Origin of the sequence: Bradyrhizobium sp. 62B (assembly GCF_030272265.2) — a bacterium.
GTDB lineage: Bacteria > Pseudomonadota > Alphaproteobacteria > Rhizobiales > Xanthobacteraceae > Bradyrhizobium.
The window spans coordinates 5,851,221-5,876,032 of the sequence record NZ_CP092841.2 but is presented as its reverse complement, the minus strand read 5'-3'; the positions used below and the strand labels follow the sequence as shown (position 1 = coordinate 5,876,032).

Annotated in this window: 21 protein-coding genes, 1 other RNA gene and 1 pseudogene; 17 read left to right on the top strand and 6 right to left on the bottom strand. The window is 65.2% G+C overall.

Annotation, left to right across the window (positions count from 1 at the left end; translation table 11 throughout):
• The first annotated feature begins 14 nt into the window (after positions 1 to 14).
• The 5 genes from ML401_RS28170 (at position 15) to ML401_RS28150 (ending at position 5,387) form a co-directional block, all read left to right on the top strand.
• A complete protein-coding gene (locus ML401_RS28170; RefSeq protein WP_211416277.1) occupies positions 15 to 1,313 on the top strand; it encodes a M20 family metallopeptidase in 1,299 nt (432 codons plus the stop codon).
• Entirely contained in the window at positions 1,310 to 2,149 is an 840-nt protein-coding gene (locus tag ML401_RS28165) for an ABC transporter permease (RefSeq protein ID WP_285807656.1), read from the top strand. The genes ML401_RS28170 and ML401_RS28165 overlap by 4 nt, the downstream gene beginning before the upstream one ends.
• 21 nt (positions 2,150 to 2,170) lie before the next feature.
• On the top strand, positions 2,171 to 3,181 hold the full coding sequence (locus tag ML401_RS28160; RefSeq protein WP_285807655.1) for an aliphatic sulfonate ABC transporter substrate-binding protein: 1,011 nt from the start codon (positions 2,171 to 2,173) through the stop codon (positions 3,179 to 3,181).
• A gap of 49 nt (positions 3,182 to 3,230) precedes the next feature.
• Entirely contained in the window at positions 3,231 to 4,586 is a 1,356-nt protein-coding gene (locus ML401_RS28155) for an amidase family protein (RefSeq protein WP_285807654.1), read from the top strand.
• Between the two features lie 72 nt (positions 4,587 to 4,658).
• On the top strand, positions 4,659 to 5,387 hold the full coding sequence (locus ML401_RS28150) for a Crp/Fnr family transcriptional regulator (protein ID WP_212067697.1): 729 nt from the start codon (positions 4,659 to 4,661) through the stop codon (positions 5,385 to 5,387).
• Between the two features lie 6 nt (positions 5,388 to 5,393).
• On the opposite strand, the gene ML401_RS28145 is transcribed toward ML401_RS28150, so the two are convergent.
• Together ML401_RS28145 and ML401_RS28140 are read right to left on the bottom strand one after the other, a co-directional pair.
• Positions 5,394 to 5,735 carry a DUF6665 family protein gene (locus ML401_RS28145; RefSeq protein ID WP_211416281.1) on the bottom strand — a complete coding sequence of 114 codons (342 nt, stop codon included), beginning with the start codon at positions 5,733 to 5,735 and terminating at the stop codon, positions 5,394 to 5,396.
• A 43-nt stretch (positions 5,736 to 5,778) separates the two neighbouring features.
• Positions 5,779 to 6,414 carry a TetR/AcrR family transcriptional regulator gene (locus ML401_RS28140; RefSeq protein ID WP_285807653.1) on the bottom strand — a complete coding sequence of 212 codons (636 nt, stop codon included), beginning with the start codon at positions 6,412 to 6,414 and terminating at the stop codon, positions 5,779 to 5,781.
• 196 nt (positions 6,415 to 6,610) lie between these two features.
• Here ML401_RS28140 and ML401_RS28135 point away from each other — a divergent pair, with 196 nt between their 5' ends.
• The 5 genes and pseudogenes from ML401_RS28135 to ML401_RS28115 all read left to right on the top strand — a co-directional run bounded on the left by ML401_RS28135 (position 6,611) and on the right by ML401_RS28115 (position 14,583).
• Positions 6,611 to 7,924 carry an HlyD family secretion protein gene (locus ML401_RS28135; RefSeq protein ID WP_212067695.1) on the top strand — a complete coding sequence of 438 codons (1,314 nt, stop codon included), beginning with the start codon at positions 6,611 to 6,613 and terminating at the stop codon, positions 7,922 to 7,924.
• A gap of 33 nt (positions 7,925 to 7,957) precedes the next feature.
• A complete protein-coding gene (locus ML401_RS28130) occupies positions 7,958 to 9,541 on the top strand; it encodes a DHA2 family efflux MFS transporter permease subunit (protein ID WP_212067694.1) in 1,584 nt (527 codons plus the stop codon).
• 425 nt (positions 9,542 to 9,966) lie between these two features.
• Entirely contained in the window at positions 9,967 to 11,766 is a 1,800-nt protein-coding gene (locus tag ML401_RS28125) for an ABC transporter ATP-binding protein (RefSeq protein WP_285807652.1), read from the top strand.
• A gap of 67 nt (positions 11,767 to 11,833) precedes the next feature.
• Positions 11,834 to 13,240 carry an MATE family efflux transporter gene (locus tag ML401_RS28120; RefSeq protein WP_285807651.1) on the top strand — a complete coding sequence of 469 codons (1,407 nt, stop codon included), beginning with the start codon at positions 11,834 to 11,836 and terminating at the stop codon, positions 13,238 to 13,240.
• Between the two features lie 72 nt (positions 13,241 to 13,312).
• A pseudogene (locus ML401_RS28115) lies at positions 13,313 to 14,583 on the top strand (O-antigen ligase family protein).
• Here the strand turns inward: ML401_RS28115 and ML401_RS28110 are convergent.
• Positions 14,580 to 15,323, bottom strand: coding sequence for a sulfite exporter TauE/SafE family protein (locus tag ML401_RS28110; RefSeq protein ID WP_194403944.1), 744 nt, complete (start codon positions 15,321 to 15,323; stop codon positions 14,580 to 14,582). The pseudogene ML401_RS28115 and the gene ML401_RS28110 overlap by 4 nt on opposite strands.
• 212 nt (positions 15,324 to 15,535) lie before the next feature.
• On the opposite strand from ML401_RS28110, the gene ML401_RS28105 reads away from it, so the two are divergent.
• Positions 15,536 to 15,808, top strand: a complete 273-nt coding sequence (locus ML401_RS28105; RefSeq protein ID WP_285807649.1) for a hypothetical protein — start codon at positions 15,536 to 15,538, stop codon at positions 15,806 to 15,808.
• A 97-nt stretch (positions 15,809 to 15,905) separates the two neighbouring features.
• On the opposite strand, the gene ML401_RS28100 is transcribed toward ML401_RS28105, so the two are convergent.
• Positions 15,906 to 17,276, bottom strand: a complete 1,371-nt coding sequence (locus ML401_RS28100; protein ID WP_285807648.1) for a PLP-dependent aminotransferase family protein — start codon at positions 17,274 to 17,276, stop codon at positions 15,906 to 15,908.
• A gap of 79 nt (positions 17,277 to 17,355) precedes the next feature.
• Between ML401_RS28100 and ML401_RS28095 the strand changes: the two genes are divergently transcribed.
• Positions 17,356 to 17,796 (top strand): DUF983 domain-containing protein, encoded by a 441-nt coding sequence (locus tag ML401_RS28095; protein WP_285807647.1) that lies wholly within the window; start codon positions 17,356 to 17,358, stop codon positions 17,794 to 17,796.
• A 182-nt stretch (positions 17,797 to 17,978) separates the two neighbouring features.
• Here the strand turns inward: ML401_RS28095 and rnpB are convergent.
• An RNA gene (gene rnpB, locus ML401_RS28090) (RNase P RNA component class A) lies at positions 17,979 to 18,405 on the bottom strand.
• Positions 18,406 to 18,553: 148 nt separating this feature from the next.
• Here rnpB and ML401_RS28085 point away from each other — a divergent pair.
• Both ML401_RS28085 and ML401_RS28080 read left to right on the top strand, forming a co-directional pair.
• Positions 18,554 to 18,907, top strand: coding sequence for a YciI family protein (locus tag ML401_RS28085; RefSeq protein WP_194403940.1), 354 nt, complete (start codon positions 18,554 to 18,556; stop codon positions 18,905 to 18,907).
• A gap of 22 nt (positions 18,908 to 18,929) precedes the next feature.
• On the top strand, positions 18,930 to 20,162 hold the full coding sequence (locus tag ML401_RS28080; protein ID WP_285807646.1) for an RNA polymerase sigma factor: 1,233 nt from the start codon (positions 18,930 to 18,932) through the stop codon (positions 20,160 to 20,162).
• An 88-nt stretch (positions 20,163 to 20,250) separates the two neighbouring features.
• Here the strand turns inward: ML401_RS28080 and ML401_RS28075 are convergent, their stop codons facing one another.
• On the bottom strand, positions 20,251 to 21,033 hold the full coding sequence (locus ML401_RS28075; protein WP_194403938.1) for an N-acetylmuramoyl-L-alanine amidase: 783 nt from the start codon (positions 21,031 to 21,033) through the stop codon (positions 20,251 to 20,253).
• A gap of 563 nt (positions 21,034 to 21,596) precedes the next feature.
• On the opposite strand from ML401_RS28075, the gene rsmH reads away from it, so the two are divergent.
• The 3 genes from rsmH to ML401_RS28060 are packed head-to-tail and all read left to right on the top strand — an operon-like array spanning position 21,597 to position 24,733.
• On the top strand, positions 21,597 to 22,586 hold the full coding sequence (gene rsmH / locus ML401_RS28070; protein WP_285807645.1) for a 16S rRNA (cytosine(1402)-N(4))-methyltransferase RsmH: 990 nt from the start codon (positions 21,597 to 21,599) through the stop codon (positions 22,584 to 22,586).
• Between the two features lie 3 nt (positions 22,587 to 22,589).
• Positions 22,590 to 22,982, top strand: a complete 393-nt coding sequence (locus ML401_RS28065; protein WP_194403936.1) for a hypothetical protein — start codon at positions 22,590 to 22,592, stop codon at positions 22,980 to 22,982.
• The gene (locus ML401_RS28060) at positions 22,979 to 24,733 is read left to right on the top strand and encodes a penicillin-binding protein 2 (RefSeq protein WP_285807644.1); all 1,755 of its coding nucleotides are present in this window, start codon (positions 22,979 to 22,981) and stop codon (positions 24,731 to 24,733) included. The genes ML401_RS28065 and ML401_RS28060 overlap by 4 nt, the downstream gene beginning before the upstream one ends.
• Positions 24,734 to 24,812: the final 79 nt, after the last annotated feature.

Genomic DNA, 24,812 nt, shown 5'->3' with positions numbered 1-24,812 from the left:
CCAGCGGACCCGTCATGCAGATGCCTGTCGCCCCGTCTTACTCCGATCTCGAGCGGCGCGTGCTGTCGCGCATCACGGAGCAACGCTGGCTTGACCTCGCATCCGAACTGATCGGCACCGGTCAGCCGCGCTCCGGCAATCCGCTCGATCCCGACCTGCCGCCCGCCGAGGAGGAGGCGATCTCCATGCTGGTCGCCGGCAAGCTCGAAGCTCTCGGCATGGAGGTGACCAAGCACAGCGCGCAGCCGCACCGGCCCAATGTGCTCGGTGTGCTCAAAGGGCGTGAGGGCGCGCCGTCGTTGATCCTCAACGATCATCTCGACACCTATCCGGCGGTTGAGCCCGAGAAATGGCATATGACGGATTACGATCCGTTCAAGGCGACGCGCCATGGCGATCTGCTCTACGCGCGCGGGACGTCCGATACGCGCGGCAATCTCGCCGCTTCGCTGCTCGCGGTTCAGGCCCTGATCGAGGAGGGCGTGAAATTCGATGGCACGTTGATGTGCTGCTACACCGTCGACGAAGAGCGCAACGGCACTGAGGGCTCGATCTACATGCTCGACAAAGTCGGCCTCACTGCCGATTACGAGATCACGGCCGAGCCGACGGCCTGGGGCGATGTCAGCAAAGACTGGGGCATGAACCTCTCGGTGGCCAATTCGGGCCATTGCCTGATCGAGGTCACGGTCGAGGGCATCAAGTCGCACATCTGGCGGCCCGACATCAGCGTCAACGCCATCATGGAAGCGGCAAAATTGCTGCCGAAGCTGAAGGAGATGGCTTTCACGCATGTTCCGAGCACGTTCATGGGACACACGCCGCCCTGCTGCTCGGTGGTGCGCATCCGCGGCGGTCTGCCCGGCGAGATGCAGTTCTCGCCAGATGCCTGCACCATCACGCTCGCTGTGGTGGGCATCGTGCCGGGCATGACGCTCGCCAGCGTGATCTCCGACATCGAGGGGCTCGGCCAGCAGACATTTGCCGGGGTGAACGACGTCAAGGTTGCCGTTCGCCAGGTGCCCGGCTCGCTGTTCGTCAATGCGACCGAGCCGGTGCCAGTCGAGGAAGAACCGTGCCGCTCCCTGCGTGCGGTCTATCGCCGGCTGATGGGCCGCGAGCCCGGCGTCAATCGCAAGAACGCATTCAACGATACCATCCGTTTCCGTGAGGCCGGCATCAACGCGGTGACGTTCGGTCCGGGCGAGGATGGCTGGGCCGTCGACAACGAGAACATCTCGATCACCAAGTCGGTGATGGCGACGCGGATCTACGCGCTGACCATCATGCAGATCCTGGGAGTGCGTACATGAGCGTCGAGGCAAGCCCCATGGCGATTCCGATCTCGGCCGATCGTACGCGACGGGGCAATTTGCGGCTGCCGATCGTCTCCCGGTCGGTGTTGCTCTCGACGCTCACCGTCGCCGTGCTGCTGGCCGCATGGGTCGTCGTCACGGAGATGGGCTGGGCCAACGAGCTGTTCCTGCCGAAGCCGCAGGCGGTATGGGCCGCGTTCGTCAAGACCATGACGAAGGGCTATCAGGGCGCCACGCTGCTTCAGCATCTCGGCGCCAGCCTGTACCGCATCCTCACGGCTTTCGCGTTGGCGTGCCTCGTCGGCATTCCACTCGGCGTTCTCATGGGCGTCTCGCGCAATGCACGCGCGCTGCTCAATCCGCTGATTGAATTCTACCGGCCGCTGCCGCCGCTCGGGCTCTATACGCTGCTGGTGATGTGGCTCGGCATCGGCGAGAGCTCCAAACTGTCCTTGCTGTTCCTGGCCGGCCTGCCGGGCATCGTCATTTCGACGATCCAGGCCGTCACCAGCGTCGATCCGGTCTATGTGCGCGCCGCGCAATCCCTCGGTGCGACCCGCCGACACCTGCTCTTTCACGTCTATCTGCCAGCTGCGGGACCACTGATCCTCGCAGGCATGCGCATCTCGCTCGGCTTCACCTACACCGTCCTCGTCGCCGCCGAGATCGTTGCGGCCTCGGCCGGCATCGGCTGGATGATCTGGGATGCCGCGAAATTCCTGCTGTCCGACGTCGTGATCATGGGCCTGATCGTGCTTGGCCTGACCGGCGTCGTGCTCGACCTGATGATGCGCGGCATCGCCAAATTGTTGATGCCTTGGGCCCGAACCTGATTTGATCGAGGAGAGATCGACATGATGAAGAGACTTGTTGCAACACTCGCACTTGCTACGCTGGCGCTCACGGTCACCGCTCGCGCCGAGGAAAAGCCGGCCAAGGTAACCGTCGGTTATCTCAATCTGGTGAACGCGCAACTCGTCACCAAGCATCTCGGCCTGCTCGCCAAGGAAATGCCGGGTGTCGACATCAAATACGTCAAGGTCGGCGGCGGCGGCGACATGCTGCGTGCGATCGCCGGCAACGACGTCGATTTCGGCGGCCTCGGCAATCCGCCGACGGCAATCGGTGCGACCCGGGCGCTGCCGATCAAGGGCATCCTGGTGATCAACATGCTCGACTATGTCGAGGCGATGGTGGTGCGCTCCGACAAGAACATCACGTCGCTCAAGGACCTCAAGGGCAAGACGGTCGCCGCGCCGTTCGGATCCACCACGCATTACCTGCTGCTGCAGGCATTGAAGGACGATGGCGTCGATCCCGCCTCGATGAAGATCATCGATCTCGCGCCCTCGGACATCGCGGCAGCCTGGCTTCGCGGCGATATCGATGCCGCCTGGTTCTGGGAGCCGAATCTCGACAAGGCCGTCAAGAACGGCGGCAAGATCCTCGTCACCTCGGGCGAGATGGCCAAGCGCGGCTATCCGACCTGGGACATCGGCGTCGTCATGAACGCGTTCGCGGAAAAGTATCCGTCCTATGTCGAGAAATTCATCAAGGCCGAATGCGAGGGGATGGATTTCTGGCTGAAGAATCCGGAGAAGACGGCGCAGATCATCGCGGACGAGTTGTCTCTGCCGCTCGAGGATGCGACGCGCATGATGAAGGGCACCGGAATGGTCCCCTGCAACAAGCAGCTTACGGAAGAGTATCTCGGCACGTCCGCGAAGAAGGGCAAGTTCGTCGACACGCTGGTCTCGACCGCCGACTTCCTGGTGAAGCAGGAGCGTCTGCCGAAGCTGTTGCCGCGTGCCGACTTCGAGGCGTTCATCCAGCCTGCCTATCTGGAGAAGGTGGTTGGCCGCTGAGGCCGGTGCCGACGGGCTGGTCTCGCCGGCATATTCCCGCAGGATTGACATGGATATCTCACCCCGCCGTCTTCGTGCCGCCTATCGCAGCGGCGCGCTCAAGCCTTCCGATGTCGCCGCGCACGTGCTGTCGCGTCTGACGGACGCCGACCAGAGTGGCGTCTGGATCTCGACGGCGAATCCCGAAAGCGTGATGGCTGCCGCGCGCGCGGCAGATGCACGCATCGGCGAGATCGACACGCTGCCGCTCTACGGGTTGATCTTTTCGGTCAAGGACTGCATCGACGTCGCGGGCGAGCAGACCACTTCGGCTTGCCCCGAGTTCTCCCATGTCGCGACGGATACGAGCCCGGTGGTGGCAGATGCCATCGCCGCGGGCGCGATCTATGTCGGCAAGACCAACATGGACCAGTTCGCGACCGGCCTGGTCGGCGTGCGCTCGCCCTATGGCATCGCGCGCAACCCGCACAATCCGGATTACATTCCCGGTGGCTCCAGCTCGGGCGCGGCGGTGTCGGTGGCGACCGGCACGTCGTCCTTTGCGTTCGGCACCGATACCGGCGGATCGGGCAGGGTGCCGGCGTCCTATTGCGGCGTCACCGGCTTCAAGCCGGCGCCTGGCGCCTTCAGCCAGCGCGGCATGGTCTATGCGTGCCGGAGTTTCGATACGATCTCGCTCTACACCCGCGAGCCGCGGGACGGATACGACGTCTACCGCGCGCTGGCGCGGCGCGATGCCCACGACAGCTTCTCGCCGGTCGAGTTTGCCGGCTGGGCCGAGCAGGCGCCGCCAGCGCGGCCGCTTCGCCTCGCGACACCGCGTATCGATCAACTCAGATTCTTCGGCAATGCCGAGACGGAGGAGTTGTTCGGCGGTGCGCTTCGCAAGCTGCGGCGGCTCGACATGTCAGTCACGTCGGCTGATTTCTCTCCGTTCACCTCGATCAACGATCTGATGTTCTTCGGGCCGTTTCTCGCCGAGCGCGATGTCTCCGTCGGCGCGTTCCTCGACGCCAATCCGGATGCGGGCGTGAAGATCGTCCGCGATCTCGTCATCGGCAGTCGCAAGTTTTCCGCGGCCGATGCCTATCGCGCGCTCTACGCGGTCAAGGAGGCGCAGTGCTCGCTGCGCGACTTCTGGGAGGCCCATGACGCGTTGGTGGTACCGACGGTCGGAACCGTGCTCAGCATCGACGACGTCGCGCGCAATCCTTTGGCTGCCAATTTCGACAACGGCTATTACACCAATTTCGCGAACCCGCTCGGGCTTGCCGCAATCGCGGTCCCGAATGCGGTGACCGGGGCGGGCGTGCCCTATGGCATCACCTTTCTGGCGCCGGCCGGCCGGGAGCGCCTGCTTGCTGACCTCGCCTGTGCATTCACGGGGGAGGCAGCGCAGCCTTGAGCATTTGCGCCGCGTTGCAATCCGAGCGGAGACCTCCTAGCCTTCGAGCCGTCACTCGGAGGGAGACCGTTGGTGGAGCCCAATCATGCGCATGAGGTGGCTGATGCGGGTGAGCCGCGCACCGAACAGCGAAGGGCCGGAGCCGGGCGTTACGTGTTGAAGGCGCTGGACAAGGCCGATCTCGACCTGGTGATGCGAACCGGCAGGCTCGCTGCCTACCAGAACCGCGACTATCTGCTGAGGGAGAACGAGCCCGCCAACGGCATTCACGTCATCCTGAGCGGCATCGTCGAAAGCACCCATGCCGGCACGCAGGGGCGCGAACTGATGCTGGCGACCTGGGAGGCCGGCGACTTCGTCGGTGCGCCCTACATTCTCGGCGATCACCGCCATAGCTGGTCTGCTCGCGCGCTCGGCCGGGTCGAGGCGCTGCATCTCGACCAGGACGCGATCCGCAGGCTGATCGCCCAGTCGCCGTCGTTCGCGGTCGCGCTGATCGAATGTCTCGGCTTCAAGGGCGAGACCTATTCGATGCTGGCGCAGACGCTGGCCGGGCAGAAAGCGGCGGAACGGCTGGTGCTGCTGCTGGTCAAGCTATGCGAGAACGCGGCGCAGGACGAGAATAGCCCGATATCGCTCGGCCGCATCACACAGGCCAATCTCGCGCGCATGATCGGCGCGACGCGGCAATCGATCAGCCTGATCCTGAGTCGTCTCCAGGATGACGGTATCATCTCGACCGGCCCGACCAAGTTGGTCGTCAACGATCTCGCCGCGTTGAGGAAGCAGATCACGGACTAGCCAGCTCTATTTCGCTGAAGGCTTCAGCGGCGCCGGCGCCAGCCCCATACACAATTGCACTTCGCTTGGAACGTTGTAGGTGCGCATGATGTGGCGGCTGTCGCGCAAGCCGGATGCCTCACGCTGCACCACGAACATCCACAGCGCCTGGCCGGCTTCCAGCACCAGCTTTCGCCTGGCCTGCCGCACCGAGGCTGCAATTTCCGTGGTGCCGTGCGCGGCGTCGAACTCGCGCAAACGCGCCAGTGCCTGTTCGAGCGTGCGGCCCATCCGGCCGAGCGCCGAGGCCTGTTCCTGGACGATCTCGTAATGGAGGATATCGACGGGCGGGCGAAGATCACGGGACATGATCGCAATATAATTCGGCCGGACCGGCCCGCGCAACGCGCGGCTACGTCGCCCGGTACGCCGCGAGGAACATCCGTGTCGCGCTGTCGACCACTTCGGTCATGCGCTGTTCCGACGGGGCGGGCGCGGCCTGGAAAACGAAGGGCAGGAAGAGCGAGGCCTTGCACAGTTCCATGAACTGCGAGGCCGCGAGTTCGCAATCGTCGATCCTGAGATCGCCGGAGGCGACATGGGTCTTGAGATAGTCGGAGAGGCGATTGATGGTCTTGTCCAGGACCCGCGCATAATAGCGGCGGCCGACATCGGGCATGCGCTCGGCGATCGCCATCACGGTGCGGATCGCCGATCCGCCGCCGGGACGGCAGAGCAGGTGGATGTAGGCCCGGCCGAATTCCTTCAGCGTGGTCTCGGCATCGCGCGCGGGATCGAAGTTGAACACGACCTGGCCGTGCTGGAGCGCCTCCTGCTCGAGGATGGCTTCGAACAGCGCGAATTTGTCGGCGAAGTAGACGTAGAGCGTGCCCTTGGAGACCTGCGCCGCGCGCGCGATCTCGCCCATGCTGGCGCCGTCGAAGCCGAGATCCATGAACACCTTGCGGGCACCGTCCAGGATCTGGCGACGTTTGGAGCCGTCCTCCTCTTGGATGACGTGCAGACGGTCGCTGGCAGCTACAACCATTGGTTCAGGGTCTCGGAAGGTTTTTGAGTCGGGTCTGCGGCCATGAAACCCGAATAAAGGATTCTCGTCAGTAGGGTCCGGCCGGGATTATTATGTATATTGACCGAACCGTTCGGTCAATGGTATTTGGATCAGCGAGGGGGACCAGGCCGCTTGCCGGCCGTCGCCTTGATCGCGCTTTTTTGGGGAGGCCTTGATGGCCGTATCGAGAGACCAGGCTGCGCGCGTCCTTCGCCAGGAAGCGGTGGAGGAACACGCGGGCGGTGACGCTGCGGCCGAGAACTCGGCTCCCCTTGCCGGGCAGCTGCGCGCGCATGTAGCCGAGGAAGCCAAGCGCCGCACCGCTGAGGCGCCGGAGAAGCCTGTGATCGACAAGCCGGCCGCGCCTGCGCCTGACGCATCCGCCGCCGGCGCTGCCAAATCCGGCAAGCGCAAGTTCGTCCTGATGGGCGTCGGCCTCGTGCTGGCGCTCGCCGCCGCGAGCTATGCCGGCTACTACACGCTGGTCGGCCGCTTCTACATCTCCACCGACGACGCCTATGTCCGCGCCAACAACACCATGCTGGGCGCGCGCGTTTCCGGTCATATCGCCGCGATCCTCGCCGGCGACAACATGCCGGTGAAAGCAGGCGACGTCGTCCTCCGTATCGACGAAGGCGATTACAAGATCGCGGTCGACGCCGCCGCGACCAGGATCGCGACCCAGCAGGCCACCATCGATCGCATCGGCCGCCAGGTCGCGGCACTCGACAGCCAGGTCGCGCAGGCCAGGGCACAGCTCGTCTCGGCCGAAGCGGGCCTCAAGCGCGCCGATCTCGATTATGAGCGCCAGCAGGCCCTGAGCAACAAGGGCTTTGCCTCGCGCGCCACCTTCGAGAGCTCGGAAGCCGGACGCGACCAGGGCGCCGCCGCGGTCAAGGCCGCGCAGGCCGCCTACGATGTCGCCGTCAGCAATGTCGATGTCGCCAAGGCGCAGCAGGCCGAAGCGCAGGCCCAGCTCGCCGAGCTCAAGACCACGCTCGCCAAGGCCGAGCGCGATCTCAGCTTCACCGCGGTGCGCGCGCCGGTTGGCGGCACGTTCTCCAATCGCCTGGTCAACGCCGGCGACTTCGTCGCGGTCGGCCAGCGCCTCGGCAACGTCGTGCCGCTGGACGACGTCTATATCGACGCCAATTTCAAGGAAACGCAGCTCAAGCGCATCCGTCCCGGCCAGCCCGTGACGATCAAGGTCGACGCCTACGGCATGCGCAAATTCTCCGGCGTGGTCGACAGCATCGCGGCGGGTGCGGGCTCGGTGTTCACGCTGCTGCCGCCCGACAACGCCACCGGCAACTTCACCAAGATCGTGCAGCGCGTGCCGGTCCGCATCCGCGTGCCGAAGTCGGTGGCAAAGCAGAACCTGCTCCGTGCCGGCATGTCGGTCTATGCGACCGTCGACACCAACAAGGGCGCGGCCGACGCCGACAGCGAGGTCGATCTCGACGATCCCACGGCGATCCACCCGCAGTAAATCGCGATCCCAGCGCTGCGAGGTCGGACGACCATGGCCAACGCCACCACTGCTTCACCTGCCATGATGGCGGATCCTGCTTCGGAGCGCATCGCGCCGAAGCGGCTGTTCGCCTTCATCATCATGGTGTTCGGGATGTTCATGTCGATCCTGGACATCCAGATCGTCTCGGCGTCCCTCAGCGAGATCCAGGCCGGACTGTCGGCGAGCTCCAGCGAAGTCTCTTGGGTGCAGACCGCCTATCTGATCGCCGAGGTCATCGCCATTCCGTTGTCGGGATTCCTGTCGCGAGCCTTCGGCACGCGGCTGCTGTTCGCGATCTCGGCGGCCGGCTTCACCGCCTCGAGCCTGCTCTGCGGCTTTGCGACCACCATCGAGGAAATGATCCTCTGGCGCGCGCTGCAGGGATTTCTGGGCGCCGGCATGATCCCGACGGTGTTCGCCTCGGCCTATACCGTCTTCCCGCGATCGAAATTCCACATCGTCGGCCCCATCATCGGGCTTGTCGCGACCCTCGCTCCCACGATCGGCCCGACGGTCGGCGGCTACATCACCGACCTGATGTCGTGGAACTGGCTGTTCTTCATCAACGTCGTGCCCGGCATCGGCATCACCGTCGGCGTGTTGGCGCTGGTCGATTTCGACGAGCCGCATTTCGAGCTGCTCGACCGCTTCGACTGGTGGGGCCTGTTGTTCATGGCCGGCTTCCTCGGTGCGCTGGAATATGTGCTGGAGGAGGGGCCGCAATATGAATGGATGCAGGACACCTCGGTCGCGATCTGCGCGTGGATCTGCGGCATCTCGGCGATCGCCTTCTTCTGGCGCGTCTTCACGGCGGCCGAACCGATCGTCAATTTGCGGACCTTCTCCAACCGCAATTTCGCGATCGGCTGCCTCTTGCAATTCTGCATCGGTATCGGCCTCTACGGCCTGACCTACATCTATCCGCGCTATCTCGCCGAAGTGCGCGGCTACAGCGCGCTGATGATCGGCGAGACCATGTTCGTCTCCGGCATCACCATGTTCCTGGTCGCGCCGCTGGTCGGCCGCCTCATGGTGAAGTTCGACATGCGCTACATGATCGCGTTTGGCCTCGTCGTGTTCGCGATCGGCTCCTACCAGATGACGTGGATCACGCGCGACTACGATTTCTACGAGCTGCTGGTGCCGCAGATCCTGCGCGGCATCGGCATGATGTTCGCGATGGTACCGACCAACAACATCGCGCTCGGCACGCTCGCGCCGGACAAGGTGAAGAACGCCTCGGGGCTGTTCAACCTGATGCGCAACCTCGGTGGCGCGGTCGGCCTCGCCGTCATCAACACCGTGCTCAACGACCGCACCGATCTGCACATCACGCGTTTGCAGGAGCGCGTGACCTGGGGCAACGCGACCGCGACCGAAACCCTGACCATGTTCATGCAGAAGTTCCAGGGGCTCGGCGATTCCACGCTGATGGCGATGAAGCAGCTCTCGCAGCTCGTGCACCGCCAGGCCGTGGTGATGAGCTTCGGCGACGCCTTCTTCATCCTGACGCTGTTCTATCTCGGCCTCAGCCTCCTGGTGACGCTGCTGAACAAGCCGGCCTCGTTGACCGGCGGCGGCGACGCGCACTGATCGCCATATGGTTGGTGAGCCACACATTCGGTGTCATCCGCCAGGGCGGTGCGCTCCACGCCACCTCCGCACCAAAATGCAACACTCATCCGTGATCTCGCGCGAGCCCCGTTGCAAAACGCGCATTGCACATCTATAAAGCGCACCTCATTCAATCGAACCGGGAGGATTTGCATGATTTCGTCGCATTCGCAGATCGTACGCCCGCGCTCGATGATGTCGTCGATGATGTCGTCGATGATGTCCTGGCTCGGTATGGGCTCGACCTCCTAGAGGTCCTTTCCGCCAGCTTCGATTGGGTTTTGTGTCCCGATCGCTCCGCTTCCCAAGTCAAAATCAATCTTAGGTGACGCCGCCTCGGCCCTCGCGGCCGGTTTGCGTCCATCGATGGAGCCGGCCTGCCCCAGAGGCGGCCGGATGATGTCATGACCGCTCTGTCCAAGAAACCCGCCGCAATTCGCGTGGTGCTGCCCTTCATATTTCGGCACTGGCTGAAGCAGCCGGCGCGCACGCTCGTCATCGTCGTCGGTCTGTTGGGTGCGACCGCTGCCGACCTGTTCATGCCGGTGTTCTCCGGACACCTGATCGACGCGCTGACGCGCGGCCCGTCCGACCTGGAGGCGCGCCACGCGGCGCTGGTGGCCTTCGGCGCGATCGTGGCGCTGGGCGCGGCCTCGATGGTGTTGCGGCTCATCGGCCTTCAGGCCATCGTGCCGTTCACGCTGAAGATCATGTCCGACCTGGCGCAGGATGCTTTCCTGCGCGTGCAGCGCTTCTCGACCGACTGGCACGCCAATTCCTTCGCCGGTTCCACGGTGCGCAAGGTCACCCGCGGCATGTGGGCGGTCGATCTGTTGAACGACACCATCCTGCTGGCGCTGCTGCCCTCGCTGGTGGTGCTGATCGGATCGATGATCCTGCTCGGCGTGCACTGGGCTTCGCTCGGCGCGGTGATCGCCCTCGGCGCGCTTGTCTATGTCACGATGACGGTGCTGTTCTCGACCCGCTACATCGCGCCGGTCGCGCGTGTCTCCAATGCCTGGGACACCAAGGTCGGCGGCACGCTGGCGGATGCGTTGACCTGCAATGCGGTGGTGAAATCCTTCGGCGCCGAGCTGCGCGAAGACGCACGGCTCGCCCGCGTCATCCACCGCTGGCGCGTGCGGGTGCGGCGGACCTGGTATCGCTACAACTACACCGCCATGGCGCAGCTCTCGCTGTTGCTGTGCCTGCGGGGGTCCGTGATCGGCGGTTCGGTGCTGCTGTGGATGTCCGGGCATGCCTCGCCCGGCGACGTCACCTATGTGCTCACCAGCTACTACGTCATCCACGCCTATTTGCGCGACGTCGGCATGCACATCAACAACCTCCAGCGCTCGGTCAACGACATGGAGGAGCTGGTGGCGATCCACGACGAGCCGATCGGAATTGCGGATGCCAGGGACGCGCGGCCGATCGCGATCGAAGGCGGCGAGATCGTGTTCGACGACGTCACGTTCCACTATGGCGGTCATCGCACGCCGCTGTACGACGGGCTCTCGGTGACGATCCGGGCCGGCGAACGCGTGGGCCTCGTCGGACGCTCCGGCTCCGGCAAGACCACCTTCGTCAAGCTGGTGCAGCGGCTCTACGACGTCAGCGGCGGCCGCGTGCTGATCGACGGGCAGGATATAGCGCTCGCCACGCAGCAGTCGTTGCGCAGCCAGATCGCGATCGTGCAGCAGGATCCGATCCTGTTTCACCGCTCGCTCGCCGAGAACATCGCCTACGGCCGGCCAGGTGCCAGCCTCGAGGCGATCGAGCAGGCGGCGCGGTTGGCGAACGCGCACGACTTCATCCTGCGTCTGCCGAAGGGCTATGGGACTCTGGTCGGCGAGCGCGGCGTAAAACTGTCGGGCGGCGAGCGGCAGCGCGTGGCGCTGGCGCGCGCGTTCCTGGCGGATGCACCGGTGCTGATCCTGGACGAGGCGACCTCGAGCCTGGATTCGGAATCGGAGGCGCTGATCCAGCAGGCGATGGAGCGGTTGATGAAGGGCCGCACCTCGATCGTGATTGCGCACCGGCTGTCGACGGTGCGGAGCCTCGATCGAATCCTGGTGTTCGACCGCGGCGAAATCGTCGAGCAGGGCACGCATGCTCTGCTGGCGGGCAAGCCGGGCGGCATCTATCGCGGCCTGTTCGAGCGGCAGGTGGTTGAGCTCGGGCATATCGCTGCAGCGGAATGAGGCGTGCGGCAGCGGGGTGAACGTCCCGCTGCCGCGGCGCCAGCGACTACGTCAAGGACCGAATGACATGAAAGACCTGACGAACGGCTCCATCGTGAGACACATCCTGGTCATGGCGCCGCCGATCATGGTCGGCATGGTCACGATCATGATCTGCCAGCTGGTCGATCTCTACTTCGTGTCGGGCCTGGGTGATGCGGCCGTCGCCGGCGTTGCCGCGGCCGGCAACGCCGGTTTCCTCGTCAACGGGTTGATGCAGGTGCTTGGCGTTGGCGCGGTGGCGCTGATCGCGCATGCCGTGGGACGCAAGGACCGGACGGATGCGAACCTGATCTTCAATCAGGCGATGATGCTGTCGGTGCTGTTCGGACTGTCGACCCTGGTTGCGGGTGCCGCGCTGTCGCGCGCCTATATGCATGCGATTGCCGCGGACCAGGCCACGATCGAGGCGGGGACCACTTACCTGCTGTGGTTCATGCCGGCGCTCGCGCTGCAGTTCGCGACGCAGGTGATGGGATCGGCGTTGCGTGCGACCGGTATCGTTCGTCCCGTCATGCTGGTGCAGACGTTTGCCGTGGCCATCAATATCGTCCTGGCGCCGGTTCTGATCACGGGCTGGGGCACCGGCCATGCGCTCGGGGTGGCCGGTGCGGGTCTGGCGAGCTCGATCGCGGTCGCCATCGGCGCGCTGATGCTGCTGGCCTATTTCCGCAAGGTCGAGCGCTATGTCGCGTTCAACGTAGCGCAGTGGCGTCCGCAGCCGCGCCATCTTAAGCGCATTCTCAATGTCGGCCTGCCCGCCGGCGGCGAGTTCGCGATGATGTTCATCTTCATGGCGGTGGTCTATTACGTGCTGCGCGATTTCGGCGCGGCGGCGCAGGCCGGCTTCGGCATCGGGCAGCGCGTGCTCGGCCTGATCAACATGCCTGCGCTCGCGGTCGGGCTGGCGGCCGGGCCGATCGCCGGCCAGAACGTCGGCGCTGCCAACGCCGCGCGCGTGCGGGAAACCTTCGTCAAGGCGGCCTTGATCGTCACGACCGTGATGGCCGGCTTCATGATCCTTGCCCAGGTGAAGCCGGAGCTGCTGCTCGGCGGATTCTCGAACGACCGCGAGACCATGGAGATCGCCTATCTGTTTCTGCGGATCATCTCGCTCAACATGATCGCGCAGGGGCTGATCTTCACCTGCTCGAGCATGTTCCAGGCCCTCGGCAACACCAAGCCGGTGCTTTTGACCTCTGCGTCGCGCGTGTTCACCTACTCGCTGCCGGCGATCTGGCTCTCGACGCGCCCGGGCTTTCGCATGGAATACGTCTGGTACCTCTCGGTCGCGGCGACGATGTTGCAGGCGGGCTTGAGCCTGTGGCTGCTGCACCGCGAGCTCGCAAAGCGCTTGGCGCCGGCGCCGCATGAGAAGGCTCTAGGGCCGGAGAGCCCCGAAGCCATTGCGCCTCTCGCCCGCGAACCTGCGTAACGCGGCCTGTTCCATCCCGGCTGCTCCGGCTAATTTGCCGGACGGCGGGGATGGCGGGCTGCAGACGGGCCAATGACCGGAGCGACGAACGAGCAGCGGCGGGTGTCATGGCTCGCCGCGATCTGGGCGGCGCGCTACCGCACGCCGGCACGCTTCGTCGCGCTGATCGCGCTGCTGCTGCCGTGGACCACGACCGGGCTGACCTTCGCGCTGATACCCTGGCTGATCGCGTTCGCGTTCCTCGATCTCCGCGCATTTCCGCGTTGCTTCGCCCGATCTGCCTGCTGCCGATCGCGCTGGTCGCGCTCGCCGCCTTGGGCATGCTCTGGTCGGATGCGCCATGGCCGGAGCGAATCCACGCCCTCGGACCGGCCGCGAAGCTGCTGGTCATCCCGCTTCTGATCTACCAGTTCGAGCGCTGGCCTTATGGCGGCTGGGTGTTTGCCGCGTTCCTGGCGTCCTGCACCGCCTTGATGCTCTATTCATTTGCCGTCGCCATCGACCCCGCGCTCTCCTTGAAGCTCTATCTGTCGCGTGGGCCTTACAAGGTCGAAAGCGGGATCGCGGTGCGCAACTACATCGACCAGAGCCAGGAATTCGCGCTCTGCGCGCTCGCGCTGGTCTATCCGGTCGTGTCGCTGCTGCGACAAGGTCGCTCACGCAGCGCGGCGTTGTTCGCAGCCCTCGCGGCCGGATTCCTCGCCAACATGATCTTCGTCGTGGTCTCGCGCACGGCGCTCGTGACGCTGCCGATTCTGGTTCTGCTCTTCGCGCTGCTGCATCTGCGCCTGCGTACGGCGCTGCTTGCCGCCGGCGCGATGGGACTGCTGGCCGTGCTGCTCTTTGGCGTGTCACCGCATCTGCGCATGACGGTTGCGAAGTTCCAGGCCGACTATGAGATGAGCGTGCAGGACAGTCAGGTCAGCGGCATGGGCTCGCGTCTGGAATATTGGCGGAAGTCCTTTGGCTTCATCGCCGATGCGCCGCTGATCGGCCATGGCACCGGATCGATCCCCGGCCTGTTCACAAGCGTGGCTGTCGATGCGGAGATGGATCCGCTGCGCGCGGAGATCGTCAGCAATCCGCACAACCAGACCCTCAGTGCGGCCGTGCAATGGGGTGTCGTTGGTGTGCTGATCCTCTACGCGCTCTGGCTTGCGCATCTCGCGCTGTTTCGCGGCGAGGGGCTCGCTTCCTGGATCGGCCTGCTGGTCGTGGTGCAGAACATGCTGACCTCGCTGTTCAACACCCATTTGTTCGACTTCACAGCGGGCTGGATCTACGTGCTCGGCGTCGGTGTCGCCGGCGGCATGGCGCTCGCCGCGAAGCGAACGCAGAGCTAAAGCGCGCCGAGACTATTCCAGACGAGAGTGAGGCCCGACAGGAATAACAGGCCGAGCACGACATCGCCAAAATGCTTGTCGTTGAGGGCGTGATAGACGCGTGCGCCGGCCCAGGCGCCGATCAAGGTGCAGGGAAAGGCGACCAGTGCGAGCCAGACCACTTTGAGTTCGACGAGACCCGATGCGGCTTGCAGCACCAGCGCGGTGGCCAGCACCGTGAAATTGAATAGCTGGAAGATGCCGCGCCGCTCGTGCTTGTTCCAGCCGCGGATGTTGGCCCACAGGATCGGCAGCGGCCCTGACAAGCCGGCGAGGCCGCCAAGAATGCCGCCGGCAAAGCCGACCGCACCGTCGGCGATGCGGCCGCCGAACGTGACGGCGAGCGGCCTCTTGTTCAGATAGAGCGCCGTCGAGAAGATCAGAATCAGAACGCCGACGCTCAGCTTGAACACTTTGGGATCGGCCGAGGCGATCAGCATGGTCCCCAGCGGCACGCCGATCAGCCCTCCGATCAGGAACGGCCAGACCAGCGAAAGATCGAAGCTCTTCCACATCGAGGGCAAGGTCGAGGTCTGCGCGATCACCGAGCAGATCAGCACCAGGGGCACCGCGAGCGAGGGCGGCAGCACGTAGAGCCAGATGCCGAGCGCCATCAACGCCGTGCCGAACCCTGCCAGCCCCGAAACGAAGCCCCCGGCCAGCGCGCCGAACAGCAGCAGGACATAGGTGAGCGTTTCCAACGGATTGTCCTCTTCGCGGCGGCGATCCCGAACAGTTGATCGCTCCGGCTCGCATAGCACGCTTGCCGCCGTGCAGGTCAATCCATGCTGCACGCAGGCGTGATCTGCGGCATCGGGCATTCGCGGAAGACGCGCCTACATGACGGTCGTACTTCAATTCGGGCCGCTATCTGGCGTGATCATCGGCTCGGCCCCGAACGCGATAATGGAGAATGACCGTGACCCGCACTAAGATTGCCATTGTGGCCGCGCTAGTGTCGGCAACAGCGTTGATGCCGACAATGGCCCAGGCGCAGTTGTCCGAGCCTGCGGCCTATCAGGCCGCGCATCCCGACCGCGACGTGCTGAATGGCGGCCAGCTCACGCCCGCCGCACGTGCGGCTCTTGGCCGGCAGGGAGCGCCCAATGATGCGTACGCGTCGCAGGCCTATCCGTCGCCCGCGGCGCCGGCCGTGCGCTCCGGCCACCGCCGTCATCGTCGATGAGCAAAAGCGCGATGAGGATGAATCGTCATCGCGCTTTAGGTTGTTGTTTGAGCATGTTCTTCTCGGAAAACCGCTGCGCACTTTTCCGGATCATGCTTTAGACGATCTGCCTGATGTCGGCGGGCTTGTGCAGCGCGCCGACCAGAATGCGCAGCGCTTCCGTCAATTCAGATCTATTCCGGGCCGCCCCGAGCGAGACGCGCGCCGCGTGCGGCGGTGTCCCGTCGACGGTGAAAGCGTCGCCGGCGACCACCGCAAGTCCGTTCCGCAAGAGATGTGCGGCGACGTCGGGCCGGCCCTCGGGCAGTCGCAGCCACAGATGATGCGCGGCGGGCTTGGCCTGGAATTGGAAGCCCTTCAACGTGCGTTGCGCGAGCTGCTGACGGCCGACCGCTTCGCTGCGGATGGCGGTGATGATGCGATCCGCAATGCCGCTCTCGATCCAATGCGTCACCAATGCGACCATCAGCGGCGCCGGCATCTGCACGGTCGCCTGCAAGGACGTCCGCATCTGCCGCTGCGTGTCGCCGTCCGGCGTCACCAGATAGGCAACGCGCAGCGCCGGCGCGATGCATTTCGACAGCGTGGTCGCAAGATACGTCCGCTCCGGAATGAGGTTGGCGATCGGCGAGGCCGAGCGGTCGAGCAGGCCGTAGGCGTCGTCCTCGATCAGGATCGTGTCGGTGTCGCGGATGATCTTTGCGATGGCGCGGCGCCGCTCGGGGGAAAGCGTCGCGGTGGTCGGATTGTGCAGCGTCGGAATGAGATAGACGGCCTTGGGCCGGTGCGCGCGGCAGGCCTTCGCCAGCGCATCTGGCAGGATGCCGCAATCATCCATGGCGACGCCGACGAGCTTGATGCCGAGCTGCACGGCCGCGGCCTTGATGCCGGGAAATGTCAGCGCCTCCGTCAGCACGATGTCGCCCGGCCGCGCAAGATGCGCAAGCAGGTTGAACAGGATCGTCTGCGCGCCGGGAAAGATCACGAGCCTGTCGGCCTGCGCGTGCGGCACCCGTGAACGCATCCAGCGCGCGGCGACCTCGCGCTCATGCGCGCTGCCGCCGGGCGGCTGGTAGTTGAGATAGGCCGTCAGGCCCGATTGCGCGCGGATGAAATCCATCCCGGCGATGATGCGCTCGTCGAGCTGCGCCTCCAGCGGATGCGGCGGCACGTTCATCGACAGGTCGATCGCGACGGGATGCGGCAGGTCGACCGCGCGGCGCGCGCTGGTCTCAGACACGAACGAGCCTTGTCCGACCCGCGCCTCCATGATGCCGCGGCGCCGCGCTTCGGTGTAGGCGCGCGTCACCGTGGTGAGGTCGATGCCGAGCGTCTTTGCCAGCGCGCGCTGCGTCGGCAATTGCTGGCCGCGCACCAGCCGGCCGGCGGCGATGTCGGCTTCCAGGGCGTCGACGATGCGCTGGTAGCGCGGCCCTGAGAGCTCCGAGATTGTAGGAGTCCAATCCATGCAATTAAGGCCCATATCCTTTGAATGTATGGAGGCGAGATAATATTGTATGGATCGTTGGAAAGGAAGAGGTGTGGTCATGTCTGTCTCTCTGGCGAAGGTCTCTCTGGCAAAGGCGATGTGGCGCGGCTTTCGCGGCAGGTGCCCGAACTGCGGCGAGGGCCATCTGTTCAGCCGCTTCCTGAAAGTCGCCCACGAGTGCGATCATTGCGGAGAGGAGCTGTTCCACCAGCGCGCCGACGACTTCCCGGCCTATCTCGTGATGGTCGTGGTCGGCCATCTCGTGGTGCCGGCGATCCTCGCGGTCGAGACCGCCTATGCGCCGCCGGAGTGGCTGCAGCTCGCGGTGTGGCTGCCGGTGACGCTGTTCGCCTCGCTCGCATTGCTGCAGCCGACCAAGGGCGCCATCGTCGCTCTGCAATGGCAGCTCGGCATGCACGGATTCGAGGCGAGCAAGCTACGGCGCGAAGCCGACGAGCTTGCGCCGGTGCTGGTGAAGGCGGACGCGCGCGCGGCGTAGTTATCGCTGTCATTCCGGGGCTCGCGAAGCGAGAGCCCGGAATCCATTCCTCGACCAACATTGCGGCCCGATGGATTCCGGGCTCGTGCTGCGCACGCCCCGGAATGACAGCGGTCGAATGGGTGCGCGTCAGCCCAAATGGTGAGGGGCCCGGCGCAGTCACGCCGAACCCCTCGTTGCAAGATATCAGCCGGCCTGTAAGCCGGGTTCTGTAAGGCACCGCCCGCTTGCGCGAACGATGCGTGACGGCCATTCCTCTGGGACCATGTTTGCACATGGCCTCGAGCAACCTACCCGGACGGCGGGCCTGACATCGCCCCGCGGCGTTATCGCTCAAAGCGAACAGCCCGCTACGCCGTCCCTATTCGGTTTTGCTCCCGGTGGGGTTTGCCATGCCGGCTCCGTTGCCGCAGCCGCGGTGCGCTCTTACCGCACCTTTTCACCCTTACCCCGCGAAGCCAAAGGCGAAGCGGGGCGGTTCGTTCTCTGTGGCACTTTCCCTGGGGTCGCCCCCGCCGGACGTTATCCGGCACCGCATGTCAAGGGAGCCCGGACTTTCCTCCCCGGCGGCCTTTCGACCCTTGCCGGAGCGGCCGTCCGGCCGACTGACCGGTAACGCATGGGGCATTTGCGATGGTTCCGTCAAGCCGGTATCGCCGCGCACGCGGCCTGCAAATAATTTATCCTGAAGATGTCGTCTGGAGTGGGCCCGTTCGACTGGATGTCGGCGATCCAGCCGTGCAACAGGAGTTAAGCGATGCAGTATTTGCTGATGATCTACCAGAACGAAGCCGAGTACGCGAACATGCGTCCGGCGGCCGGCCAGCAGATGACGGCGGAATATCAGACCTTCACCCAGTCCATCATTCAGAGCGGCAATTTCAAGGCCGGCGACCGGCTCCAGCCGACCACGACCGCAACCACTGTGCGCGTGCGCGACGGCAAGGTGCTGACGACCGACGGCCCGTTCGCGGAAACGCGCGAGCAGCTCGGTGGCTATTATCTGATCGAGGCCCGGGATCTCGACGCTGCGATCGAGATCGCGGCGCGCATTCCGAGCGCGCGCATCGGTTCGATCGAGGTGCGGCCGATCTGGGTCTACGACAAGTGACGACTAGCCTGCGCGTCGGCGCATGACACCGTCCGAGATCGACAAGATATTTCGCGACGAGGCGGGGCGGGCGCTGGCCACGCTGATCCGTCTCGTCGGCGATTTCGATCTTGCAGAGGATGCGTTGCAGGATGCCTTTGCGGTCGCGCTGGAGCGCTGGCCGGCGTGCGAGATCCCGGACAATCCGCGCGCCTGGCTGGTCAACGTCGCCAGGCACAAGGCGATCGACCGGGTCCGCCGCCAGATCGCCTTCCGCGGCAAGCAAAAGGCGATCGTGCACGAGCTCGAGCTGAATGCGCAGGCGCCCGAGGAACTGCCGGCAATGCTCGACGACGACATGCTGCGGCTGATCTTCACGTGTTGCCATCCGGCGTTCGCGGCCGAGGTCCAGGTCGCGCTGACGCTGCGCACCGTCTGCGGGCTCTCGACCGCGCAGGTCGCGCGCGCCTTCCTTGTCGGCGAGGAGGCGATGGCGCAGCGGCTGGTCCGCGCCAAGCAGAAGATCAGGCTCGCCGGCATCCCCTATGAGGTGCCCGAGCGCGACGCGCTGGCGCCGCGGCTCAATGGCGTGCTCGCCGTGATCTATCTGGTTTTCACGGAGGGTTATGTCGCGACCGAGGGCGCGGATCTGATGCGGCCCGATCTTGCGGCCGAGGCGATCCGGCTCGGCCGCTTGCTCGACCGGCTGATGCCGGATCGCGCCGGCATCAAGGGCCTGCTCGCCCTGATGCTGCTGCACGATGCGCGCCGCGCCGGGCGCGCGACGACGGCCGGCGATATCGTGCTGCTGGAAGAGCAGGACCGCATGTTGTGGGACCGCGCGCAGATCGAGGAGGGCCTGCGCCTGGTCGACGATGCGCTGCGTATCCCCGGCCGGCCGCAAGCCTATGCCGTGCAGGCCGCGATCGCCGCGCTGCATGCGCGAGCGCCCAGCTTCGGGCAGACCGACTGGCCGCAGATCGCCGGGCTTTACGAGGTGTTGCTGCGCATCGGTCCGTCTGCCGTGATCGAGCTCAACCACGCTGCCGCCGTGTCGATGGTCGATGGGCCGGCCCGCGCGCTCGATCTCGTCGAGGCGCTCAGTGCGCGCGGCGACCTGCGCGGCTATGAGCTGCTACCTGCAGTGCGCGCGGATCTGTTGCGAAGGTTGGGTCGCAAGGACGAAGCGCGCGAGGCGTATCGTGCGGCGACGGAGGCAACGCAGCTGGAGCCGCTGCGGCGGCTATATGCGCGACGGGTGAGGGAGATGGGCTAGGGCTCTCGTGCCCCGGACGCAGCACAGCGTCACTTCGACGATGCGCTGCAGAGCCGGGACACGAGAGTGAACTATGTGGCCGTCGCCGCTACTTCGACGCGACCGGCGTCCCCTCTGCCGGCAGGCTTGCCAGCAGCGCTTGCAAGGTCGACAGCGTCGAATGGTCTGCGACACCGTCGAGCCGCGCCGGGCGGAAATGGCGCTGGAAGGCCGTGACGACCTCCATGGTCGCGGCGTCGTATTTGCCTGATAGCGGCACGCCGTAGCCGTATCTGGCGAGCGCCTGCTGCAGGCTCAGCACCTCGTCGCTGATGGTGCCGAGCATCAGGGTCTCGCCGCGCACGACAGGAGCGGGCGTGACCCAATGGCCGACGCCGGAATTGGCCAGCGAGTGCCACGGAAACTTCTCGCCGGGGTCCTTCTTGCGCGCGGGCGCGACGTCGGAATGGCCGAGCACCCGGTGGGCCGGCACCTTGCGGCGAAGCATGATGCCGCGGCACAGCGCGATCACGGCGGCGATCTGGCGCAGCGGATACTCCGGATAGCCCCAGTCATGGCCGCGATTGATGATCTCGATGCCGATCGAGCAGGAATTGATGTCGTCTTCGCCGGCCCACGAGGAAACGCCGGCGTGCCAGGCGCGCTTGGTTTCGGACACGCATTGCACGATGCGGCCATCCTCCAGCACGACGTAATGCGCCGATACTTCCGTTCCGGCCGTGCACAGCCGCGCCAGCGCGCCCTCTACGTCGGGCATGCCGGTGTAGTGCAGCACGATCATGTCGGGCTGCCGGCCTTTGTTGCGCTCGCCGAAGTTCGGCGAGGGGATGATGTCGGAGACGATCGAGGAGTCCGGCTCGAACGTCCGCATGTTCGCCGCGGCCTTGGGAACCGGGAGAACGCGTTGACGCTTCGAATCAGATCCAGACGGCGTGGACGAACCGGACGGCGGCATAGACAACTCAGGTCGGACGAGAATGGGCAAGCCCTTCTCTTTACTATTCCTTTACCCTCCACCGCACGCAATCGCGCGGCGCGGTTAACGGATGCATTTTGGCGCATGTGTGTGGATGAAGCATCACCACGCCATCAGCTTTTCGACTTGTAGGCAGCCGAGCAACGCTTTCTTAACGCTAAGGGCCGTTACTGAGGGATGAAGAGCCGACCCGCGTCCGGAGGCGGCCAAAGCGTATTTTGGCTCGAAATCCCATGGCTGCCCGACAAATTCCACTGGCAACACTGGGTTTGCTGCCCGGGACGACCGGGCTCGGTAACCATGCCGGACGGGAGCTTTGTCGTGGAACCGCCGCGACGCGGAATGATTCGAGGCGTTATGGGCTTGTTCGTCCCCGATCTCGCTTGGACGTCAGGCAAGGCCTTCGGCGGGCTTGCAAGGCTTTGGGTCACAAGGCTCTGTGTCACAAGGCTTGGCGCATGAGCTCCGCTCCCCACATTCCCGTGCTCGGCCGCGAGGCCGTTGATCATCTCGCGCCGCGGGCGGGCGGGATCTATGTCGATGCCACCTTCGGCGCCGGCGGCTATAGCCGCGCCATTCTCGACGTGCCTGGAACCCGCCTGATCGCGATCGACCGCGATCGAACTGCCATTGCCGGCGGCGCCGAACTGGTCGAACGTTCCGAGGGCCGGCTGACGCTGGTCGAGGACCGCTTCTCCAATCTCGCCGATGTCTGCGCGGCCCAGGGCATCGACGCCGTGGATGGCGTCGTGATGGATGTCGGGGTGTCCTCGATGCAGCTCGACCAGGCCGGTCGCGGCTTCTCGTTCCGCCTCGACGGTCCGCTCGACATGCGGATGGGACAGGTTGGGCCGACCTCGGCCGACGTGGTCGCGCATGCCTCCGAAGGCGATCTTGCCGACATCATCTATCTGTTCGGCGAGGAGCGGCAGTCGCGCCGCATCGCCCGCGCCATCGTCGCCGACCGGCAGGAGACGCCGTTCACGACCACGCGCGCGCTCGCCGATCTCATCGGCAGGATCGTGCGCTCCAAGCCCGGCGACATCCATCCGGCGACGCGGACGTTTCAGGCCTTGCGCATCTTCGTTAACGAGGAGCTCGAGGAGCTGCAGACCGCGCTCGCCGCCGCCGAGCGCGTGCTCAAGCCCGGTGGCCGCCTCGTCGTGGTCTCGTTCCATTCGCTGGAAGACCGCATCGTCAAGAATTTCTTCGCCGCGCGTTCGAAGACCGGCGGCGGCTCGCGGCATCTGCCGGAAGTCGCGCAGGTTCCGCCGAGCTTCCAGTTGTTGACGCGGCGGCCTGTGGTCGCCGGTGACGACGAAGTCGCGCATAATCCGCGGGCGCGTTCCGCAAAACTGCGCGCAGCCGAGCGCACCTCCGCGCCGGCGCATCATGATGACGAGCCATCGTCCTGGCCGAAACTCTCCGACGTGATGAGGGGCGGCTAGCGCATGCGCATCATCCACCTCCTCGTCATCGGCGCGCTGATCTTCGCGGCGGCCTATGTCTACCGCATCAAGATGGACTCGACAGCGCGCGTCGAGAAGGTGCTGCGGCTGCATGCGGAGATCCGCGAGCAGCGCGACGCGATCGCGTCTCTGCGGTCCGAATGGGCCAGGCTCGATGCGCCGCACCGGCTGCAAGGCCTGTCCGATCGGCATCTGCAGCTCAAGCCGGTCAATGGCACCCAATACGATTCGCTGAAGAACCTGCCGGAGCGTCCGCCGCGGATGTTCAGGCCGGGCGAGCCCGATCCGATCGGGGCCATGCTGAACACGATCGAAGCCGCCAGCGATCCCGACACCGTGACGGGCTCCGTGCCTCAGCCCGAGGACAATCAATGAGCGCTGCGACTCCGGCCAAACCTGCAGAAAAGCCGACTGAGCCCTGGCGGCAGCGTCTGACCCGCAGCCTGCTCTACGGGCGCAACGTCGACCGCGCCGCGAAGGCGCGCGCGCGCGTCGGCCTCGCCATGCTCGCCTTCGCCTCGGTCTATGCCCTGATCGGCGGCCGGCTCGTGATGTTCGCGATCGGCGCCGATGCCCATGGCGCGCGCCGCGCAGCGGCGCAGGAGGTGGTGGCGACCGCGCGTCCCGACATCGTCGACCGCAACGGCGCGATCCTCGCCACCGACGTCAAGGCGGCGAGCCTGTTCGGCGAGCCGCGCCGCATCATCGACAAGGACGAGGCGATCGAGCTTCTCACCGCGACCGTGCCCGACCTCGACGAGGCCGAGGTGCGCGAGCGCCTGAGGACGCGCAAGGGTTTCGTCTGGCTCAAGCGCGAGGTCACGGCGAAGCAGCAGCAGGCCATCCACAAGCTCGGCATTCCCGGCATCGGCTTCCTGCGCGAGAACAAGCGCGTCTATCCGACCGGCAACGAGGTCGCCCACCTCATCGGTCTCGTCAACATCGACAACCAGGGCATCGCCGGCATGGAGAAGTGGCTCGACAATCAGGGCCTCGCCGATCTCCACCGCGCCGGATTTGCCACCGACCGGCTGCAAAAGCCGATCGAGCTCTCGATCGACCTGCGCGTCGAGCACGCGCTGCGCGACGAGCTTCTGAAGGCCAAGGACAAGTTCCACGCCAAGGCAGCCTCCGGCATCATCTCGAACGTCAAGACCGGCGAGCTGGTGGCGATGGTCTCCCTGCCGGATTTCGACCCCAACAACCCGAAGGAAGCGCACGATCCTGATCGCATCAACCGCCTGACCACCGGCGTCTACGAGATGGGCTCCACCTTCAAGGCGTTCACGCTGGCGATGGCGCTCGATTCCGGCAAGATCAATCTGAACTCGTCGTGGGACGCGCGTGGAAACCTGCACTACGGCAAGTTCACCATCCACGACAGCCATCCGCTCGGACGTTTCATCAACACGAAGGAAGTGTTCACCTACTCGTCCAACATCGGTGCGGCGCGCATCGCGCTGAGCCAGGGCGTGGAGGCCCACAAGGCGTTCCTCGCCAAGATGGGCCAATTGACGCGGCTGCGCACCGAGCTGCCGGAGAGCGCGGCGCCGCTGGTGCCGCGGCGCTGGGGCGAGCTGAACACGGTCACCATTGCGTTTGGTCAGGGCATGTCGGTGGCGCCGCTGCAAGCGGTGATGGGCATCAATGCGCTGGTGAACGGCGGCTATCTGATTCCGCCGACCTTCATGAAGCGCAGCGAGTCCGAAGCCGCGGCGATCGCCAAGCGCGTCATCAAGACCGAGACCAGCGACAAGATGCGGTTCCTGATGCGGCTCAACGCCGAGATTGGCACCGCCAAGACCGCCGATATCAAGGGCTATTACGTCGGCGGCAAGACCGGCACGTCCGAAAAGGTCATCAATGGTCGTTACGCCAAGAAGCGCGTGCTCAACTCCTTCACGGCGATCATGCCTTGCGACGATCCCAAATATCAGATCCTGATCATGCTGGACGAGCCGCAGGCCATTCCTGAGACGAAGGGGTTCATCACCTCCGGCTGGAACGCTGTTCCGACCGGCGGCAAGGTGATCGAGCGGATCGCGCCGCTCCTGGGCGTCGAGCCGCGGTTCGACCTGCCGCCTGCGGAGCGCCTTATTCTTGCAGCATCCAGGACAACCCAGTAATCAACGGGGTAGGCTTTTCGCCGCGGCTGAGTCGGGATTTTCCACCCGTATTCGGCTTCCCGGCAGGGCATGTCGACTG

Coding starts and splice junctions, on each gene's coding strand:
- ML401_RS28170 (WP_211416277.1), top strand. CDS start 15: ATGCAGATGCCTGTCGCCCCGTCTTACTCCGATCTCGAGCGGCGCGTG.
- ML401_RS28165 (WP_285807656.1), top strand. CDS start 1,310: ATGAGCGTCGAGGCAAGCCCCATGGCGATTCCGATCTCGGCCGATCGT.
- ML401_RS28160 (WP_285807655.1), top strand. CDS start 2,171: ATGATGAAGAGACTTGTTGCAACACTCGCACTTGCTACGCTGGCGCTC.
- ML401_RS28155 (WP_285807654.1), top strand. CDS start 3,231: ATGGATATCTCACCCCGCCGTCTTCGTGCCGCCTATCGCAGCGGCGCG.
- ML401_RS28145 (WP_211416281.1), bottom strand. CDS start 5,735: ATGTCCCGTGATCTTCGCCCGCCCGTCGATATCCTCCATTACGAGATC.
- ML401_RS28140 (WP_285807653.1), bottom strand. CDS start 6,414: ATGGTTGTAGCTGCCAGCGACCGTCTGCACGTCATCCAAGAGGAGGAC.
- ML401_RS28135 (WP_212067695.1), top strand. CDS start 6,611: ATGGCCGTATCGAGAGACCAGGCTGCGCGCGTCCTTCGCCAGGAAGCG.
- ML401_RS28130 (WP_212067694.1), top strand. CDS start 7,958: ATGGCCAACGCCACCACTGCTTCACCTGCCATGATGGCGGATCCTGCT.
- ML401_RS28125 (WP_285807652.1), top strand. CDS start 9,967: ATGACCGCTCTGTCCAAGAAACCCGCCGCAATTCGCGTGGTGCTGCCC.
- ML401_RS28120 (WP_285807651.1), top strand. CDS start 11,834: ATGAAAGACCTGACGAACGGCTCCATCGTGAGACACATCCTGGTCATG.
- ML401_RS28105 (WP_285807649.1), top strand. CDS start 15,536: ATGACCGTGACCCGCACTAAGATTGCCATTGTGGCCGCGCTAGTGTCG.
- ML401_RS28100 (WP_285807648.1), bottom strand. CDS start 17,276: ATGGATTGGACTCCTACAATCTCGGAGCTCTCAGGGCCGCGCTACCAG.
- ML401_RS28095 (WP_285807647.1), top strand. CDS start 17,356: ATGTCTGTCTCTCTGGCGAAGGTCTCTCTGGCAAAGGCGATGTGGCGC.
- ML401_RS28085 (WP_194403940.1), top strand. CDS start 18,554: ATGCAGTATTTGCTGATGATCTACCAGAACGAAGCCGAGTACGCGAAC.
- ML401_RS28080 (WP_285807646.1), top strand. CDS start 18,930: ATGACACCGTCCGAGATCGACAAGATATTTCGCGACGAGGCGGGGCGG.
- ML401_RS28075 (WP_194403938.1), bottom strand. CDS start 21,033: ATGCGGACGTTCGAGCCGGACTCCTCGATCGTCTCCGACATCATCCCC.
- rsmH (WP_285807645.1), top strand. CDS start 21,597: ATGAGCTCCGCTCCCCACATTCCCGTGCTCGGCCGCGAGGCCGTTGAT.
- ML401_RS28065 (WP_194403936.1), top strand. CDS start 22,590: ATGCGCATCATCCACCTCCTCGTCATCGGCGCGCTGATCTTCGCGGCG.
- ML401_RS28060 (WP_285807644.1), top strand. CDS start 22,979: ATGAGCGCTGCGACTCCGGCCAAACCTGCAGAAAAGCCGACTGAGCCC.